The organism is Chryseobacterium sp. CY350 (assembly GCF_027945075.1).
In the GTDB taxonomy this organism is placed as follows: Bacteria; Bacteroidota; Bacteroidia; order Flavobacteriales; family Weeksellaceae; genus Chryseobacterium.
The window spans coordinates 3235295-3254472 of sequence record NZ_CP116034.1 but is presented as its reverse complement, the minus strand read 5'-3'; the positions used below and the strand labels follow the sequence as shown (position 1 = coordinate 3254472).

At 39.6% G+C, this 19178-nt stretch carries 8 protein-coding genes, 2 tRNA genes and 3 rRNA genes; 1 reads left to right on the top strand and 12 read right to left on the bottom strand.

Going from position 1 to position 19178, the window contains the following annotated elements; all coding sequences use genetic code 11:
- Nucleotides 1-47 precede the first annotated feature (47 nt).
- The 12 genes from rrf to PGH12_RS15145 form a co-directional block, all read right to left on the bottom strand.
- Nucleotides 48-155: ribosomal RNA gene (rrf, locus tag PGH12_RS15200) — 5S ribosomal RNA — on the bottom strand.
- Nucleotides 156-325: 170 nt separating this feature from the next.
- Nucleotides 326-3085, bottom strand: a 23S ribosomal RNA gene (locus PGH12_RS15195).
- A gap of 297 nt (nucleotides 3086-3382) precedes the next feature.
- Nucleotides 3383-3459, bottom strand: a tRNA-Ala gene (locus PGH12_RS15190).
- Nucleotides 3460-3541: 82 nt separating this feature from the next.
- Nucleotides 3542-3615, bottom strand: a tRNA-Ile gene (locus PGH12_RS15185).
- Between the two features lie 219 nt (nucleotides 3616-3834).
- Nucleotides 3835-5351: ribosomal RNA gene (locus tag PGH12_RS15180) — 16S ribosomal RNA — on the bottom strand.
- Together the 16S, 23S and 5S rRNA genes with 2 tRNA genes alongside form the textbook arrangement of a ribosomal RNA operon.
- Nucleotides 5352-6140: 789 nt before the next feature.
- Nucleotides 6141-6476 carry a VanZ family protein gene (locus tag PGH12_RS15175; RefSeq protein ID WP_267599906.1) on the bottom strand — a complete coding sequence of 112 codons (336 nt, stop codon included), beginning with the start codon at nucleotides 6474-6476 and terminating at the stop codon, nucleotides 6141-6143.
- 16 nt (nucleotides 6477-6492) lie between these two features.
- Entirely contained in the window at nucleotides 6493-6870 is a 378-nt protein-coding gene (gene gcvH, locus PGH12_RS15170; protein ID WP_267599905.1) for a glycine cleavage system protein GcvH, read from the bottom strand.
- A gap of 250 nt (nucleotides 6871-7120) precedes the next feature.
- A complete protein-coding gene (sov, locus tag PGH12_RS15165; RefSeq protein WP_420710341.1) occupies nucleotides 7121-14224 on the bottom strand; it encodes a T9SS outer membrane translocon Sov/SprA in 7104 nt (2367 codons plus the stop codon).
- Between the two features lie 6 nt (nucleotides 14225-14230).
- Nucleotides 14231-14815 carry a Holliday junction branch migration protein RuvA gene (gene ruvA, locus PGH12_RS15160; RefSeq protein ID WP_267599904.1) on the bottom strand — a complete coding sequence of 195 codons (585 nt, stop codon included), beginning with the start codon at nucleotides 14813-14815 and terminating at the stop codon, nucleotides 14231-14233.
- A gap of 169 nt (nucleotides 14816-14984) precedes the next feature.
- A complete protein-coding gene (locus tag PGH12_RS15155; protein WP_267599903.1) occupies nucleotides 14985-17273 on the bottom strand; it encodes an NADP-dependent malic enzyme in 2289 nt (762 codons plus the stop codon).
- Between the two features lie 15 nt (nucleotides 17274-17288).
- On the bottom strand, nucleotides 17289-18140 hold the full coding sequence (locus PGH12_RS15150; RefSeq protein ID WP_267599902.1) for a BadF/BadG/BcrA/BcrD ATPase family protein: 852 nt from the start codon (nucleotides 18138-18140) through the stop codon (nucleotides 17289-17291).
- A gap of 87 nt (nucleotides 18141-18227) precedes the next feature.
- Entirely contained in the window at nucleotides 18228-18491 is a 264-nt protein-coding gene (locus tag PGH12_RS15145; protein ID WP_267599901.1) for a hypothetical protein, read from the bottom strand.
- Between the two features lie 228 nt (nucleotides 18492-18719).
- On the opposite strand from PGH12_RS15145, the gene PGH12_RS15140 reads away from it, so the two are divergent.
- Complete coding sequence (locus tag PGH12_RS15140) at nucleotides 18720-19178, top strand: GtrA family protein (RefSeq protein WP_267599900.1); 459 nt, start codon at nucleotides 18720-18722, stop codon at nucleotides 19176-19178.

Sequence of the window (19178 nt, the reverse complement as noted above, 5' to 3'; positions counted from 1 at the left end):
TATAAAAAAAAGCTCCTTTATCGGTTGATAAAGGAGCTTTAAAAAAAGACTGGCGGCGACCTACTCTCCCGCTTTCGCAGTACCATCGGCGCTGGTGGGCTTAACTTCTGTGTTCGGAATGGGAACAGGTGAGCCCCACCGCTAAAACCACCCTAAAGGTTGTATATAGCTGTAAGCATTAGGCTTTAGGCCTTAAGCTTATGGCTTTTTAATCGATAAAAACAGTCACAAAGAAAAAACCTTTCTTGCACTTGCAAGCGATTTGAGATAGGTTTATAATTTTTTAAATGATTACTCATTGATGATTATATTTATTCCTGTAATAGGCTATAAATCTACGGGTAATTAGTACTACTCGGCTATGCTGTTACCAACTTTACACCTGTAGCCTATCAACGTCGTCATCTCCAACGACCCTTAAAAGATGTCTCATCTTGAGGCGAGTTTCGCACTTATATGCTTTCAGTGCTTATCTCTTCCAAACGTAGCTACTCAGCGGTGCTCCTGGCGGAACAACTGATACACCAGAGGTTTGTTCAATTCGGTCCTCTCGTACTAGAATCAAGCCCTCTCAAACATCTAACGCCCGCAATAGATAGAGACCGAACTGTCTCACGACGTTCTGAACCCAGCTCGCGTGCCACTTTAATGGGCGAACAGCCCAACCCTTGGGACCTTCTCCAGCCCCAGGATGTGACGAGCCGACATCGAGGTGCCGAACCTCCCCGTCGATGTGAGCTCTTGGGGGAGACTAGCCTGTTATCCCCGGAGTACCTTTTATCCTATGAGCGATGGCCCTTCCATACGGAACCACCGGATCACTATGTCCTGCTTTCGCACCTGATCGACTTGTAGGTCTCACAGTCAAGCACCCTTATGCCATTACACTCTACGCACGGTTACCAAGCGTGCTGAGGGTACCTTTGAAAGCCTCCGTTACTCTTTTGGAGGCGACCACCCCAGTCAAACTACCCACCACGCAGTGTCCTTCTAAAAGAAGTTAGGCTCCAAGTAAGTAAAGGGTGGTATTTCAACGTTGACTCCACAAACACTAGCGTGCCTGCTTCAAAGTCTCCCACCTATCCTACACATTACTTACTCAAAGTCAATACGAAGTTATAGTAAAGGTTCACAGGGTCTTTTCGTCCCATTGCGGGTACTCGGCATCTTCACCGAGACTACAATTTCACAGAGCTCATGGTTGAGACAGTGCCCAGATCGTTACACCATTCGTGCAGGTCGGAACTTACCCGACAAGGAATTTCGCTACCTTAGGACCGTTATAGTTACGGCCGCCGTTTACTGGGGCTTCAGTCAAACGCTTCGCATTGCTGCTAACGCCCTTCCTTAACCTTCCAGCACCGGGCAGGTGTCAGACCCTATACAGCATCTTTCGATTTAGCAGAGTCCTGTGTTTTTGATAAACAGTCGCCTGGGCCTCTTCACTGCGGCCAGCATTGCTGCTGGCGTCTCTTCTTCCGAAGTTACGAGACTATTTTGCCTAGTTCCTTAACCATGATTCACTCTAGCACCTTAGGATTCTCTCCTCGACTACCTGTGTCGGTTTTGGTACGGGTTGCTTCACTTCGGCTTTTCTTGGAAGCACTTTCCTTACAGCAACTTCGCCCGAAGGCTAGGTCTTGACTATTCCGTCAGTCTCCAGTAAGTACGGCACTCCGTCCCCTTTTTAGTGTGAGCAAGTATGGGAATATTAACCCATTGTCCATCCACTACCCCTTTCGGGTTCGCGTTAGGTCCCGACTAACCCTCAGCTGATTAGCATGGCTGAGGAAACCTTAGTCTTTCGGTGAGCGGGTTTCTCGCCCGCTTTATCGTTACTTATGCCTACATTTTCTTTTCTGTACGCTCCACAATGGCTCGCGCCACTGCTTCTGTGCAAACAGAATGCTCCCCTACCAGATACAACCCTAAGTTGTAAATCCATAGCTTCGGTACTCTATTTATGCCCGATTATTATCCATGCCGGACCGCTCGACTAGTGAGCTGTTACGCACTCTTTAAATGAATGGCTGCTTCCAAGCCAACATCCTAGCTGTCAATGCAGTCCAACCGCGTTGCTTCAACTTAATAGAGATTTGGGGACCTTAGCTGTTGGTCTGGGTTCTTTCCCTCTCGGACACGGACCTTAGCACCCGCGCCCTCACTGCCGTGGAACATTTATTAGCATTCGGAGTTTGTCAGGAATTGGTAGGATTTGACTCCCCCGCATCCAATCAGTAGCTCTACCTCTAATAAACTTATACACGACGCTGCACCTAAATGCATTTCGGGGAGTACGAGCTATCTCCCAGTTTGATTGGCCTTTCACCCCTACCCACAGGTCATCCGAAGACTTTTCAACGTCAACCGGTTCGGTCCTCCACTTTGTGTTACCAAAGCTTCAACCTGCCCATGGGTAGATCACAAGGTTTCGCGTCTAATACTACTAACTATGCGCCCTATTCAGACTCGCTTTCGCTCCGGCTCCGGACCTGAAGTCCTTAACCTCGCTAGTAACATTAACTCGTAGGCTCATTATGCAAAAGGCACGCCGTCACCCAACTTGTGGGCTCCGACCGCTTGTAGGCGTACGGTTTCAGGTTCTATTTCACCCTTCTATTCGAAGTGCTTTTCACCTTTCCTTCACAGTACTTGTTCACTATCGGTCTTTCAGGAGTATTTAGCCTTGGAGGATGGTCCCCCCATATTCAGACAGGATTTCACGTGTCCCGCCCTACTCATTTATCATCTAAATATACCTTTCAAATACGGGGCTATCACCCTCTATGGCTGTTCTTTCCAGAACATTCTTTTAAATATATAAAGACTTTTGGGCTAATCCGCGTTCGCTCGCCACTACTTACGGAATCTCTTCGATTTCTTTTCCTCAGGGTACTTAGATGTTTCAGTTCTCCTGGTTTGCTCTCCTTGCGGAGTGACTGGTCTTCAACCAGACGGGTTGCCCCATTCGGACATCTCGGGATCAATTCGTGTGTGCCGATCCCCCGAGCTTTTCGCAGCTTACCGCGTCCTTCTTCGCCTCTGAAAGCCTAGGCATCCGCCATACGCCCTTAACGATTTCTTTCCTATTTATTTCTCAAGCACTCGCAAGTGCTCGGTTTTTTCTTTGTGATATTTTTACCGTTAATGTCAATGATCTTAATGTCTTTCTGCTCGTCTGATAAATGGATATTTGTTTTGGCTCTATCCATCTTACTTTTAAATCAAACTTACAAAACTGTGGAGAATAAGGGAGTCGAACCCTTGACCTTCCCGATGAATCGGGTCGCTCTAGCCCCTATCGGCTAAAATCCTTTGTTTATTCTTTAAATAACTTCTGTGCTCGTTACATCTCTGTAACTTTTTTATTACTTCTCAGTAATGGTGGAGAATAAGGGAGTCGAACCCTTGACCTCCTGCGTGCAAGGCAGGCGCTCTAGCCAGCTGAGCTAATTCCCCTCTAGGTGCTTCTGGCGATTTGCTTCTTGCTTCCAGCTTTCTTGCCATCAGCTATAAGCCATTTGCCATCCGCTTCAATTAGTAGTCTCGGGCAGGCTCGAACTGCCGACCTCTACATTATCAGTGTAGCGCTCTAACCAGCTGAGCTACGAGACTTTGTTTAGATGTTAGATTTTAGACACCAGATGTTAGACTAATCTCTAACTTCTAATTTTCTAACCTCTATTTTCTAAATCTCTCCCTCTGATACTAATTTCTAGTGGGTTTGTATTTTTATAATATAAGCAACCGAGTAAAAAACTAAAACGTTTTCTTTTAAGTAAGTACATGGTACATTAAAGTACCTTTATTTGTTTAACGTCGAAAGACGCTCTAAAATGAGATGTTCCAGCCGCACCTTCCGGTACGGCTACCTTGTTACGACTTAGCCCTAGTTACCTGTTTTACCCTAGGCAGCTCCTGTTACGGTCACCGACTTCAGGTACCCCAGACTTCCATGGCTTGACGGGCGGTGTGTACAAGGCCCGGGAACGTATTCACCGCGCCATGGCTGATGCGCGATTACTAGCGATTCCAGCTTCATAGAGTCGAGTTGCAGACTCCAATCCGAACTGAGACCGGCTTTCGAGATTCGCATCTATTCGCATAGTAGCTGCCCTCTGTACCGGCCATTGTATTACGTGTGTGGCCCAAGGCGTAAGGGCCGTGATGATTTGACGTCATCCCCACCTTCCTCTCTACTTGCGTAGGCAGTCTCACTAGAGTCCCCAACTGAATGATGGCAACTAGTGACAGGGGTTGCGCTCGTTGCAGGACTTAACCTAACACCTCACGGCACGAGCTGACGACAACCATGCAGCACCTTGAAAATTGCCCGAAGGAAGGTCTATTTCTAAACCGATCAATTCCCATTTAAGCCTTGGTAAGGTTCCTCGCGTATCATCGAATTAAACCACATAATCCACCGCTTGTGCGGGCCCCCGTCAATTCCTTTGAGTTTCATTCTTGCGAACGTACTCCCCAGGTGGCTAACTTATCACTTTCGCTTAGTCTCTGAACCCGAAAGCCCAAAAACGAGTTAGCATCGTTTACGGCGTGGACTACCAGGGTATCTAATCCTGTTCGCTCCCCACGCTTTCGTCCATCAGCGTCAGTTAAAACATAGTGACCTGCCTTCGCAATTGGTGTTCTAAGTAATATCTATGCATTTCACCGCTACACTACTTATTCCAGCCACTTCTACTTTACTCAAGACCCGCAGTATCAATGGCAGTTTCATAGTTAAGCTATGAGATTTCACCACTGACTTACGAGCCCGCCTACGGACCCTTTAAACCCAATAAATCCGGATAACGCTTGCACCCTCCGTATTACCGCGGCTGCTGGCACGGAGTTAGCCGGTGCTTATTCGTATAGTACCTTCAGCTATCTACACGTAGATAGGTTTATCCCTATACAAAAGAAGTTTACAACCCATAGGGCCGTCGTCCTTCACGCGGGATGGCTGGATCAGGCTCTCACCCATTGTCCAATATTCCTCACTGCTGCCTCCCGTAGGAGTCTGGTCCGTGTCTCAGTACCAGTGTGGGGGATCACCCTCTCAGGCCCCCTAAAGATCATTGACTTGGTGAGCCGTTACCTCACCAACTATCTAATCTTGCGCGTGCCCATCTCTATCCACCGGAGTTTTCAATATTAAATGATGCCATTCAATATATTATGGGGTATTAATCTTCCTTTCGAAAGGCTATCCCCCAGATAAAGGTAGGTTGCACACGTGTTCCGCACCCGTGCGCCGCTCTCAAGATTCCGAAGAATCTCTACCGCTCGGCTTGCATGTGTTAGGCCTCCCGCTAGCGTTCATCCTGAGCCAGGATCAAACTCTCCATTGTATGTTTGTCTGACTCACTCAAAGTTTTGACGCTTTAGTTTTTCCTTACTTGGTTGTTATATCTATTTTTCAATGATCTCTTCTCTTACGCTTTCTCAGCTGCCCTTTTCTGTCGTTGGGCGTTGCCGTATTTGCGTGTGCAAAAGTAAAACTTTATTTCTAATTAGCCAAATGTTTTTTGAAGAAATTTTAAAGTTTTTTAAGTAACCCTAAACCCTTCTCTTAACCCTCAACCTCTCTACTCCTGCGCTCCCCGTATCGGGACTGCAAAGATAAAAACTTTTTCTAATTCCACAAAATTTATCTGAATAAATTTTTATGTCATTTAAAATCATTTATACCGGAGTTTTTTTGTTCCTTCCTACCTAAAGGCGCTTCTGCGCTACCGATCTACTCTCGTTTTTCAGTGGGGCAAAAGTAGTACGTTTATCCCCATACTTCCAAATATATTTAACATAATGTTCATTTTTAATTCATATCCGAACTTAACCCTTTGAAGATCTGATAGAAAAATTTCTAATTCCTCCGGTGGGTTTTGACGTGATGATATGTTCAGCACTGTTTTTTGATGAAAAGAATGGCTTCATTATATAAAGTTGGTTTTCTGAAGGGCTGATTATTTAGTAATTGAAAAAAACGCTCATCCGAAGATCTATCCCCTAGCCCCGATCAAAACGGCATCCTTTTTCGGGATGGACGAAGCGAAGCGTAGGGCTTCCCGGAAAAGATATAGTGGAGAGCGGGAGAAAGCTCCTGAAAAAATCGGAAACAAGCTAGAAGTTGTAATATCTCAGAAAAATCTTTTGACTAATACCTTATATATATAGTATCCTATTAAACAACCGATGGTGTCGGCTACAATGTCAAGTGTTTCCATTGATCTGCCGAAATGCATTTCTTCCTGCAGAATTTCTGTCAGGAATGCATAAATGAGGATAATCTGAAAAAAGAAAGAAAATCTGATTCTGGGGAAAGCCGCCATGAAGGCAAAACCAAGCATCGCAAATATGCCGAGGTGCAAAACTTTGTCTATACCATCGAACATGAAAAAATATTCATGGTTTTCTACGCCCGGACGGAGGAGCATATAAGTAAGAAATGCCCAATAAATGGGCAGTATCTTCATAAATATGTTTGAAATCTTATCCAAGGATTGCCTGATATTCTTCTGCAGTAAGCAATTCTGACTGATCTGCACCTTCAGCAATCTCTAATTTGATGATCCATCCGTTTCCGTAAGGTTCTGTGTTTAGCAATTCTGGCTGATCTTCTAATGCAGCGTTGAATTCTATCACTTTCCCAGAAATTGGTAAGAAAAGATCTGAAACTGTTTTTACAGCTTCTACACTTCCGAAAACGTCTCCTCCATTGATGTCGTCATCTACAGTATCTACATCTACGTAAACGATATCTCCCAACTCTCCCTGTGCAAAGTCTGTAATCCCAATCGTAGCAATGTTACCTTCGATCTTTACCCACTCGTGATCTTTAGTGTACTTTAATTCTGATGGTGTGTTCATTTTAATTTTTTATTTAATATTGACAAATTTATTCAAAATAGAGATATGCTCAAAGAAAATAAATGATTATTTGATTAAGATAAATTTTAACCGAAAACTCAATATACTTCCTGATAGAAATATTGTCTACTATCGATTTTTGAACCGTGACTTTTTCATTTAATCAAGATAAAAGTAAGCCGAATTTAAAATAAAGATTTAAAATAAAAAAATCCCTTTCAATGAAGAAAGGGATTGTACTATAATCTTTTTAAAATCCTCCTGATTCACCAAAAGTGAAGGTTGCCGATAACCCTGCCCTTATGGTTGACAGTGGGAATGCTGTTGAAATTTTATATTTTGAAGTCATCTGCTCATAAAATACTCTCAGATTTAAATTTTCTGAAACGTTGTAATCTGCAGACAATTTGATATTCATTAATTTCTGACCGCCCGTAATCTGAGAATCATTTAACAAGATATTCATAATACTTGTACGGCTGTCTCTTAATGAGAAATCTCCTCTTATATTAAGATCACTGCCTTTTGCTCTACCGCCTCTCGCATTGGTCATATTACCTAATCTGAAGTTTCTAACGATGTACCCTAATCTCACAACGTATTCTGTATTTGAGTCTTCAGTAAGAGTATGATTCACCAATCCCAGCAATAATGTTCTCATCCTGTTGTACTGGAGACCAAACTGCAGATTATTTCTCATCGTAACATCAATTCCGATAAGAGGTGAAAATGCTTCTACATAGCCTACCTGAGAGAATGTGTACGGGTTGATATAATCGTCATTCACGTCCCTCGCTCCTTCACTGCTGTTAAAATAATCTATGCTTGATTGAATTCCTGTTGCTGTGTATGTTGCATTATAGCTGTGTAAAATATCAAACTTGCTGAACTGACCGCTGATGATCGGTATATTTTTTAGACCTGAATAAATGATTCGCCAGTTTGGAAGCGGTAAACCTGCTTTTTTCGGATTTCCAAGAGATTTTGCACCTTTGCCTTCTACTGCTGCACGGAATGCAGGAATTAAAACATACGCATTTGAAATGCTGTTTCCGTCTGTGAATCCGTCATTTTCTACGTTACCGCCCAGTTGTTGGGAAATGATTCTCGCATTTGCTCTGATTGATTCATAAACCGCCTGTCCGCTTTGGAAAGCAGTATTTACAAGAACTACCGAGTTTGAGTAACTGATCATATCACTTGCAAAAGTAAGATTCGGATTTGAGAACCCGGAATCGTCTCTGAAATTGAAACCTGTCTGCGAAAAGTTTCTGTTATAAGTCTGCAAAACATTAAAATCAATTCTAAAATCATTCACCGGCATCATCTGAAGATTGGCACGAAGTTCCCGAGTCGACATCTTGACATAAGGATCGTTCATGTAATCTGAATCACTTACCCAGCCATTTTCTATCACGGTACGTCTGATGTCTGCCTGAGATCCCAGAAGAAATCCTAACGTAGGGCCGCCTAAAGTCTGACCATAACCGTAACCATTTGGCGTAGCTAATAATCCCGGGAGAACTGTACCGTTGTTCTCAGAATAATTAACATCTAATTGCTTAAATGATGTCAGTACAAATGCAGCATTCTGTAAAATCGACAGTTTATTTTTGAATTTATAACTTTTAAATTTATATCGCTTTTTATCCCAAGCCTGAGTGTAGGCATTGTTCAGAGAATCCATCTCCTGTTTACGTTTTTGAAGTGTAGTTGCCATTCTCTTGAAATATCCGAATTGCCCAAAGAACTTCGGAATATCTGCAGAAGCCGTTGCTTGGATAATATTCGTATTCTGACCAATTGATCCCAAACTTTGCACTCTATTGGTTTCCGGATTTATAAATTGGCTCAACGCTGTAGATCTCGCATTCCAGTTATAAGTGAAGCCGTACTGCAATTCTGCATCAATGAAATCTAAATAAGGAAGCAACTGGAATGGCAGTTTATAATTCAGCTGTACTCTGTGATTATACAAAACCGGTCTTCCCGCTCTGAACATATTTCCAAAAATTGAAGAATTATCCATGGTGTTGACATCTACGTTATCGTTCAAAGTTCTTGTTAACGAGTTGATCTCAAGTTTTAATGATTTAGTAAAATTAAATCCTAAGCCATATTGCCAGCCAAAATAGAAGTTTCTGTTTTTGAGCGCTGCAAAGTCATCACCTAAATTCCCGCTTAGAATTGCATCGATATTTCTAAATTCAAGCTCGTTATAATTTCTGTCTAATTCTGTTCTGAATGACAACCTTGTAGGAATCGGATTAAAATTAAATTCTTTTACCCACTTCAGATATTTGGTTGATTTAGCCGTATCGCTGATCATTTTATTGAATGGTTTGATCACCCAAGGCTTGAACGTGAAATTATAATCTAAGAAACCTCTGAAATATTGTCTGTAATCTCTCTTACGATAAATATCTCTGTAAAAATCATCATTGTAAACTGCGGTAAGCGAAAGGTTTTCTACATCATAGAAACGCGGCTTGCTATTTTCTTTCACTCTTTCTTTATGCATATTTACCACACCAAGACTTCTCTGCTGAGTGTATGTTCTTGCTACTTTTTTCAGTTCTTCTTTATTTGCAGCTTTGCTGAATTCTACATCGGTATCCAAAGGATTGTATTTCGGATCTTCAATTGTCTGCGAATAAGAATAGTTCACAGGAATTTTCACCCCTGTTTTTTCAGGTAAAAATTTATCTACATTCACTTGAGTATTGATACTAAATGCAGATTGTGTCGCCTGGTTTCTTTCAGCTGGTTTAGAATCAATATTTCCAAAGCCAACAGATGTGTACGATGCGCTCGTGTTGACCACCGCAAAATCTCCCAGGTTAAAATTTAAGCTGGCATTTCCTGCGTAACCTCCATCATTTTCAATTTCTGAAAGACGGATTTCGTTCACCCAAAGAATTCTGTCTATATTGGCGCCTACTCTTGCTCCTGCATTTCTTACACCTACCATAATAGTCGTTACGTTACCTAAACTTGGACGACCTTTGATATATATTTTCTTGAAAGTATCTCCACCACCAAACTCAGGATCTTCTGATCTTTCAACGATATTAGTCGGAGAATTTTTATCTCTTCTGATTTTAGCATCCACAAAATTCTGAATCTCCAGATCAACTTCATTTTCAAATGGCCAGATATCCATTGGTGCCGTCGCAGTTTTAGGAGTAAGTTTTAATGATGATTCATATTCATAATAATTGTCTGTAGCATCACTTCCGAAACGAATGAAGAATTTTGTTTTTTCATCGATTCTTCCTATGTTCGAATCTGAATTATTAGGATCCTGAGCATGTACAAAAAGTCTCAGTTTTTTATATCTTCTCATATCCAGAGTTGTATTTTTAAATACACCTTTTGCTTCATTAGCCTCCAGCTCGTCAGCCTTTAAATATAATGACGCTTCATTTTGTCTCTGTGCCCCAGCATTTCCGCTCAGAACCTGTCTGTCGATTCCCGGAGGAAGTACATAAGGTGGCTGATTCAGTGCATTTTCTTCAATGTTTACACTCCCTACTTCAAAATTATCAATATTCCCGTCAATGATCGTACCTTCATCTGTTGCAGGATCAGGAGTTACAAGAGGATTCCCTACACCGTATTTTGCAATATTTTTAGGATATCTTCTCCAGTCTGATCTTACCAGATCCATCGTACCAAATCTCAATGTAGAAGTTTGCTCAAATCCTGTCATTAGTAATCTCGCAAATCTTACGTTGTTAAGGATTGCCGCATTTTTATCTCCGCCAAGATTAGGTCTTGTAGGATTATTAAAATCAGAAACAGGTATTCTGAATAAGTACCATTTTACCTCATCAGTCTGTCCGTTTTGAAAAGTAGCAGTAACGATCTTCCTGTCGACTATATAATTGTCGGTTCCTGTTTCTAAGCTTGTCTTATCTAAATTTACTACATATTCATTGTAGTTTTCATTTTGATCTAAATTATAATCTTTATTAATATCTTCTGCATCCGGAGTTTGTGAAGCAACTTCCAGAGAATTACTCTGAGAGTTTCCTTCCGGCCCTCTGAAATATTTGTATCTCTGAACAATTGAAGCCGCCTGACTTCCTGTGAATCTTGCCGACATATAAAATACAAAATCGTCAACCGCAGGATCAGAAATATTAAGAACAGGGTTCACAAAAGTATTTCCGAATTTTAAAGCTTCCTGTTCTGAGGTCAAACCATCATACCCAGAATCCTGAATTGTACGATCTGTTCCCTCCGTTGAAAACGCATACAAAATAGGTGGTTGTTTTGGCTGTATACCCCAATTCGAATTTGAAGTTGAAGAAGCTTGCCCAGGTGTTGGCAATCCGTTTTCATACTGCATCAAACCATCTTTTAAGACATCTTCACTCACGTTTCCTAACTGCAAGCGTAATTTTGGTTCTGTACCTACCTCATTACCATCTGCATAAGGATCCATCATCCAAAATTCCACATATTCAATATTTGAATTGATAAAATTGGATACCTGAATCGGTCGCATAATTCCCGCCCATCTTTGAAGCGGACTTTCTGTATTGGGATTAACATTATACGGACCTTTCTCTAAAGGATAATATGAAATATCAAAAGTATTGGTAAAAGTCTGCTCGCCCGCCACGAAATCTCTGTTGTTGAAGATCTCCGAAAACTGTACTCTTCTTGATGCGTGATTGGAAACTGACTGAGCCGTAATTCCTTCCGGTGCTCTACCTCCGACGTTCCAGAATCTAGGGTCGATATTGTACCAAGAAACCAAGCCTCTTCCGTACCCATTTGTAAGATTATCATTCACACCAGCGCCGCTGAAAATTGGCTGACTCTGGTTTTTTTCAGGTTTTGAAGCTAAACTCCATGCTGCTGGCTCTTTTAATGAAATTTTTGAAGTGGTCTGTTCAAAATCGTCAATATAAGACTGATCATTTGTTCCTTTATTAATACCCGGAATTAGATATGCTCCTTCCATTTTAAAGTTTAAGCTGGATGGTGCTTCGGTATTGATTCCCGGAATTTTATCTGTAAGTCTTGTAAGAAATGGAAGCTGATTATTGTACATCATATTCACTCCGGCCATTGTATTATTCACGGCTTCCTGCCCGTAGTTTACTTTTTGAGTAAGCGGAGATTCAGAATAATTAACAACCGTTCCACCGAAAATAAAGTTATCGCTAACTCTTCTTTCTAAATTTAAACCCAAAAATCTCTTTCTCTGAGTATTAAATGTAAGCTGGTTTTCTAATGAAATATTAATCGCCTGGCCAGACTGTTTTACATTCTCATTGATAATCGTCACACTTCCAAGCAAATAATCGACCGTGTAATCTACACCTTCCGTCAATTGTACTCCGTTTGCAGCAACTTTTACAGAACCTTGAGGAACATTCACTGCTCCTAAAGAAATCCCTTGTCCCTGAGCTCCTTTATAACGGCCTTCCATTGTATATCGCTGCGCAAGGTTGCTTGATGTAGCGAACTGTTTTTGCTGAGAATACAAATCTGAAAACACATATTGAGGATTGTTTCCTACGAGACTGGCCATGTAACTTCCGAAAGGTTCTACTTTGGTATAAATCAGTTTTCCTAATTCCGGTCTTATCGTTATTCCGTTTACAAAATCAAAGATTCCGTCACCCAGAACTCCGCCGTTATTCTGTAAATCGCCGTTTACATTGAGCCTGTCCCAATTCAATAGTTTTAATAAATTGGTATCCTGAACACTTGTGTTTGGAAGATAATTTACCTTACCTCCCGTCTGTGCATCTCTATAATAAATGTTTAAAATAAAACCGTCCTGATCTACCTGACCTGCATCTAAAGCATAAATGTTCTTCATCATCAAATTCCACATTGGTGATGTTGTACTTACAGTTGTGTTCGGCTTTAAAACTTTGGTTACCAAAACCGGACTTTCTTCAGAAAATTCTCCGACTTTATACACCTGATTGGTTCCGTTGACTGTGTACGAGTAAGAAACAGCTAAAAGCTGATTATCATTCAGTCTTTGATTTAATGAAATATAACCTAACTGCGGATGGAAGCTAAATTCGTTTGAATTTAACCTTCTTACTTTAGTATTCAGAATAAAATGTTCGCCATTTTCGTATGGCAAAGTACTTCCCGGAAATGACTGTCCCTGGAAATTCGGTAAATAATTTTTCCCCTGTTCTCTTGGAGTTCCAATTGCATTAGAAACCGCCTGATACAAACCGTTTTGCGCATTATCTGGCAAACCTGAAGCTCCTTCTCCCAAGTCTCTGATACCAACAATACTTTTCTGGTAAGCAAGATTAGAATTTCCCTGATCCAAAACCCAAACCTCCATTCTGCTGATGTTGATTCTGGAGTTGATCTGAGGATAATTTAACAAAGCAGCGTCATACTTATCACGGAAATACTGTCCCACAAAATAATGCTGATTGTCTTCGTAATCAATGGCGTTCAGCTTAAATGTATTCACCACACCGCCACCTTGCACAACAATATTTCTAGCCTCACCTTGCTGTTGCGAAAGAACAACTGTTCCGTAGGTTTTGCCTAACTGAAACTCAGTTTTCACCCCGAAAAGTGATTCCGAACCACGAATTAGACTTGTTGAAAGTGGCATATTTACATTACCAAATTCTACACGTTTTATAATTTTGTCTTCACCACCGGCATTTGGTTTATTCACATCGCCCAAACCTTTTGTCTGAAGATCTTTCCAGGTTCCTTTAGACTGCCAGACAAGATTCATTCTGTTTTCAAACGCAAAACCGCTTTGTGTATCGTAATTGGCTTTTAACTGAAGGTTTTCACCCACTTTTCCAATTAAACCTAATTGAATTCTTTGATCGATATCAAATGTAAAACTTGTTCTGTTTTGAGGAAGTATTAGAGGATTGTCGATTTTTTGATATAGACCTGCAAAATCGAAGGAAGCGTATCCTGAAGGAATTATTTCTATTTTATTGCTCCCGAAAATGCTCTCAAAAAGTCTGTTATTGATCGTAAGTGAAGGTATCAAACCCTTTCGCTGAGCTTCTGAAGTATCTCTTCTGAACAAAAGATTGTAGCGTTCAGATTTATCTTTATAATATTCTCTCGCCTGCTGGGCAAGCATAAATTCTTTATAATCTTCTGGCGACATCGCTGTTGGCTGCCCCACAACTGTATTCCCAATTTTAGGATACACATAGTACATGCCGGTTTTGATATCGTAGTACGCCTCGTAGTAAGTCGGGTCAGTTACCTTGTAATCTTTTTTTATCGAAAACCCCTGCTGCGGATCATCCTGCGCAAATATATTGATCGACAAGAATAAAAATGACAGGAACGAATATATCTTGAGAAACTTATTATTTTTCACCAAAAGTTAAATGTTTTTTAAAATTTGTTTTACCAATTCTTCAACAGAAATGCCGGGATCTTGCTTTATAATTCGATCGGCAATCTTCTCGCTCATCCGTTTAGAAATTCCTAAAACTTCTAATGCAGATAACGATTCATCTTTTATTTTATTATTAGCCAACGTAGAAATATTTTCTTCTGCACTGCCGAATTTCTGCACTTTATCTTTCAAATCGACGATGATTCTCTCAGCAGTTTTTGTACCCAAGCCTTTTGCTTTCTGTATTACGGCACTGTTTTTGGAAAGTATAGCTGTAGCAATCTCCGGGAGGCTCAAGGTTGAGAGTAAAATCAATGCTGATACCGCTCCGACACCGTTAACGCTTATTAAAAGATTAAACATTTCTTTTTCAGAGCGCGTATTAAAACCGAAAAGAAGATTAGCATCTTCACGGATGATTTGCTGAATAAAAAGCATTGTTTCCTGATTCAAAGTCAGGGTTTGTGAAGTCATTAAACTGATGCCAACATAATAACCAACGCCATTGACATTGATTACCACATAAGTTGGTGTAAGCTCCTGAACAATTCCTTGTAAAGAAAATATCATTATTAAATTTTATAACTTCCAAATATAGTAATTTAAACTAAGTAATAAATTCATTTAACACAAGAATGATATTTAACTTTTTTTGTATTTGAAAAGACAACGATTAGGCATAAAAACAAAAAACTCCAAAATTGATTTGGAGTTTTTTGTTATGTGGAAAATTTATAACTTATTTTTTTACTTCTCTTCTCTGTGCATCTAAAACTGCAACAGTTGCCAAATTCACGATCTCATCAACACTCGAACGCATCTGTAAAACATGAACAGGCTGTTTCAGTCCCATCAAAATTGGTCCGATTACCTGTGCAACCTTCATTCCTCTGATAATTTTATAAGAAAGATTTGCACTTTCAAGATTTGGGAAAATAAACGTGTTTGCAGGAGTAGTTCCTAATTTGGAAAAAGGATAATCGCTTAAATGATCTGCATTCATTGCAAAATCAGGCTGAATTTCTCCATCCACAATCATTTTCGGGAATTTTTCGTGAAGGATTTTGACCGCTTTTGCCACCTTTTTTGAAGTATCTGAAATCGCTGCAAAATTTTCAAAGCCTAACATCGCAATTCTTGGTTCGATAGCGAAAGATTTCACAGTATGCTCTGCCATTTTAGCAATGTTCACCAAATCTTCAGCAGTAGGATTTTGGTTAATAGATGTGTCTGCGAAGAAAATAGGTTTCTTTTCCGACAATATCATCATCATTGCTGCTACTTTGTCAACTCCCTTTTCTCTTTCAATTATTTCCAGAACAGGACGCAAAACTGAAGTATAATTTTTAGAAAAACCTACGATTAATCCGTCAGTATCGCCGTGTTTCAGCATCAACGGACCAAAATAATCTCTCTGGCGAACGTATCTTTTTGCTTTGTATTCGTTCATCCCTTTTCGCTGACGAAGTTTCCAAAGTGTTTCTCTATATTTTTTTCTGTTCTCTTTCTGGTCGTCATCACTGGGATCAATAATCGGAATATCAAGTGTAATTCCGAAACGCTCCATCTGTTCTTTGATGTATTTTTTATCTCCCAAAAGACTCGGATACGCAATTCCTTCTTCATAAAGAATCTGTGCAGCCTTCAAAACGTTGTATTCTTCGGCATTTCCCAAAGTAATTCTTTTAGGATTGGCTTTGGCGCGATTCTGCATCATTCTCACCAGCTTTTCATCTCGTCCCATACGGTCAAGAAGCTGATTTTCATATTCCTCGAAATCTGTGATGGTTTTTCTCGCAATTCCGCTGTCAATTGCAGCTTTTGCAACAGCACTGGAAACTTTGGTAATTAATCGATTATCAAATGGTTTAGGAATAAAATATTCTCTTCCAAACTGTAAATTCTGAACATTATAAGCTAAAATTACAGCTTCCGGAACTGGTTCTTTCGCCAAATCAGCAATCGCATGAACGGCAGCCAATTTCATTTCTTCATTAATTCCTTTTGCCTGAACATCCAAAGCACCACGGAAAATGTAAGGAAAACCGAGAACGTTATTTACCTGATTAGGATAATCACTTCTTCCTGTCGCCATAATCACATCTTTTCTTGTAGAAAGTGCAAGGTCATATGCGATCTCAGGATCCGGATTTGCTAATGCAAAAACGATCGGGTTTTCACTCATGCTGCTTAACATTTCAGGAGTCATCACGTTTCCTTTAGACAAGCCAATGAAAACATCAGAACCTTTTACGGCATCTTCCAAAGTGTCCAGATCTGTTTGGGCAACAAAATCTATTTTTTCCGGTGTTAAATTTTCTCTCTTATGATTGATAACGCCTTTGCTATCACACATCAAAACGTTTTCTCTTTTTAGACCTAAAGAAATATAAAGATTGGTACAGGCAACAGCTGCTGCTCCTGCTCCATTGACTACCATTTTCACTTCTTCGATCTTTTTGTTTGCGATCTGAAGAGAATTAATTAATGCTGCTGCAGAAATGATAGCTGTTCCGTGTTGGTCGTCGTGCATCAAAGGAATATCTAGCTCTTCTTTTAATTTTTGTTCGATATAAAAAGCTTCAGGAGCTTTAATGTCTTCAAGGTTGATTCCGCCAAAAGTCGGAGCAATACCTTTTACAATTTGTATAAATTTATCAGGATCTTTCTCATCAATTTCAATATCAAAAACATTAATGTCTGCGAAAATTTTAAACAGAAGACCTTTCCCTTCCATTACAGGTTTCGAAGCTTCAGCACCAATGTCACCCAAACCTAAAACTGCTGTTCCGTTTGAGATCACTGCCACCAAATTTCCTTTTCCTGTGTAATCATAAACTGTTTCCGGATGATGGTGAATTTCCATGCAAGGCACGGCAACTCCCGGAGAATATGCCAAAGACAAATCTCTCTGTGAAGAGTGAGGTTTTGATGGGATAACTTCTATTTTTCCCTTTGGTTCTGCTTTATGGTAATCTAGCGCGGCCTGACTGAAATTTTTTTCGTCGCGTTGAGTTTTATTCGACATAGAATTTTTTCTTTTTTATAGTATATATTTAATATGGTAGTTGACTAAACTTTCGATAGGTTTTTGTACAACATGTCCCACATTCAAGTGAAGTTCTGAAGCTACAGAACGTAGAATATTTTCGTAATAATAAGCAATTGATCCGATAAAATTGATCTCAGATTCTTTTGATTCTTCATAAGGAATAACTTGGTATTCGAAGAAATTCTTCATCTCTTCGGAAACCATTTGAACAAAATAAGGATGATCTTTTCTTTCGACAACAAATTTATTAAAATCTGCAAGAAAAGCATTGGGTCTTGGGTTATGATACATATTTTTCAACGCCTCCTCAATTGTGAGATGATAGGTATTTTCAAATTCATCATGAAGATCCTGTGGAAGTTTCTGCATAAAAAATCTTCGTACCAATTGTTTACCAATAGCACTTCCACTTCCTTCATCACCGATAAGAATACCTAGTGATGGCAGTTTTATTTTCAAATTTTCTCCGTCGAAATAACATGAATTGGAACCTGTACCCATGATGCAGACGATCGCCGGTTTTCCGCTGTAAGCTGCAAATGCTGCTGCTGCCAAATCTTCTCTAATCGTAATTTTAGCATTAAAAAACACTTTTCCTACTTCCTGTTCTATGATATCGCAGTTTTGTTTCACACCGCAACCTGAACCATAGAAGTAAATCTTGGTGATAGAGTTTTTTACAGACGCTAAGCTTGTATTTTTTTCAATTTCTGGAACAATAAGTTCTCTGCTGATAAAATTGGGATTGAAGCCAATGGTTTCTGCTTTTAGAAAAACATTTTTAAATTCATCTAAAATTACCCAGTCTGTTTTTGTAGAACCACTATCAACAATAGCAATCATAAATTCTTATTTTAAGAGTGCTAAATTATGAATTAATCTTTAAACAGCCCTTAAAAACAGACATGGAAACCCTCTTAATGATTTAGCTCAGCTTTTAATTTCAGATTTATTTTGGTTAAACTGTATGAGCCAGTCTTCTATCTCTTCCTCGAGATAAGATGTCTGCATCACCATCGCATTGATAAAGTCGTCGGGAATGGCTTCTCCTTCCTTATTTTCTAAATTCCACAGTTCTTCTGACATATTTTCGTACTCTGAGAACACTCTTTTAAATCGAGTATTTTCTTTTTCTAAAGCTTCAATATTTTGTTGCTGAAGCTGAAATTTCCTGTATTTGTTTTGAGATTTCATACAAATGTTTGATTTTTTTAATGTGTAAAGTTTGAGCCAACAGTCTCAATCACTTGCTACAAGATAGAAAAGCCATCAACAGAAATGAGTTGAAAATGAATTTAGTATCAGGTTGATTTTGTTTCTTCTGAAAATTAAATTTAGAAATTATTTTGAAACGAAAAAAAAATTTAACAACTTTTTTCACTGTTTAACATATAGTTATAAATTTGCACATTACTAAAATACATGAGAGAACTATTGCTTCGGCACAAACAAGTCTTGTTTTTTATCATTGCCGGCGGGCTCAGTGCCATTGTAGAAATTGGAAGTTTTAAAATTTTCAGCACCCATCTGCCGCAGATATTTTCAAAGGAGCAGAACTTTCACGGTATTCACTATCCTTTAAGTAATATTTTCTCTACAAGCTGCGGAATTTTATCTAATTATTTCCTGAGCATCTGGTTTGTATTCGAAAGAGGAAAACACTCAAAAAAAAGAGAGTTTATTTATTTCATGGGTGTTTCATTTGTTTCTACATTATTGAGTCTTTTTTTCTTCCAGATCTTTTACAGCTTTATATTTAAAGATAATATTGATTTAATTTTTTATACCTTGAGCCCGGAAATGATCAGTAAAATTGCGGCAATTCTTCTGGTTTCCATTCTTAACTATTCAGTAAAGAAAAAAGTAATATTTAACGGTTGA

Coding starts and splice junctions, on each gene's coding strand:
- PGH12_RS15175 (WP_267599906.1), bottom strand. CDS start 6,476: ATGAAGATACTGCCCATTTATTGGGCATTTCTTACTTATATGCTCCTC.
- gcvH (WP_267599905.1), bottom strand. CDS start 6,870: ATGAACACACCATCAGAATTAAAGTACACTAAAGATCACGAGTGGGTA.
- ruvA (WP_267599904.1), bottom strand. CDS start 14,815: ATGATATTTTCTTTACAAGGAATTGTTCAGGAGCTTACACCAACTTAT.
- PGH12_RS15155 (WP_267599903.1), bottom strand. CDS start 17,273: ATGTCGAATAAAACTCAACGCGACGAAAAAAATTTCAGTCAGGCCGCG.
- PGH12_RS15150 (WP_267599902.1), bottom strand. CDS start 18,140: ATGATTGCTATTGTTGATAGTGGTTCTACAAAAACAGACTGGGTAATT.
- PGH12_RS15145 (WP_267599901.1), bottom strand. CDS start 18,491: ATGAAATCTCAAAACAAATACAGGAAATTTCAGCTTCAGCAACAAAAT.
- PGH12_RS15140 (WP_267599900.1), top strand. CDS start 18,720: ATGAGAGAACTATTGCTTCGGCACAAACAAGTCTTGTTTTTTATCATT.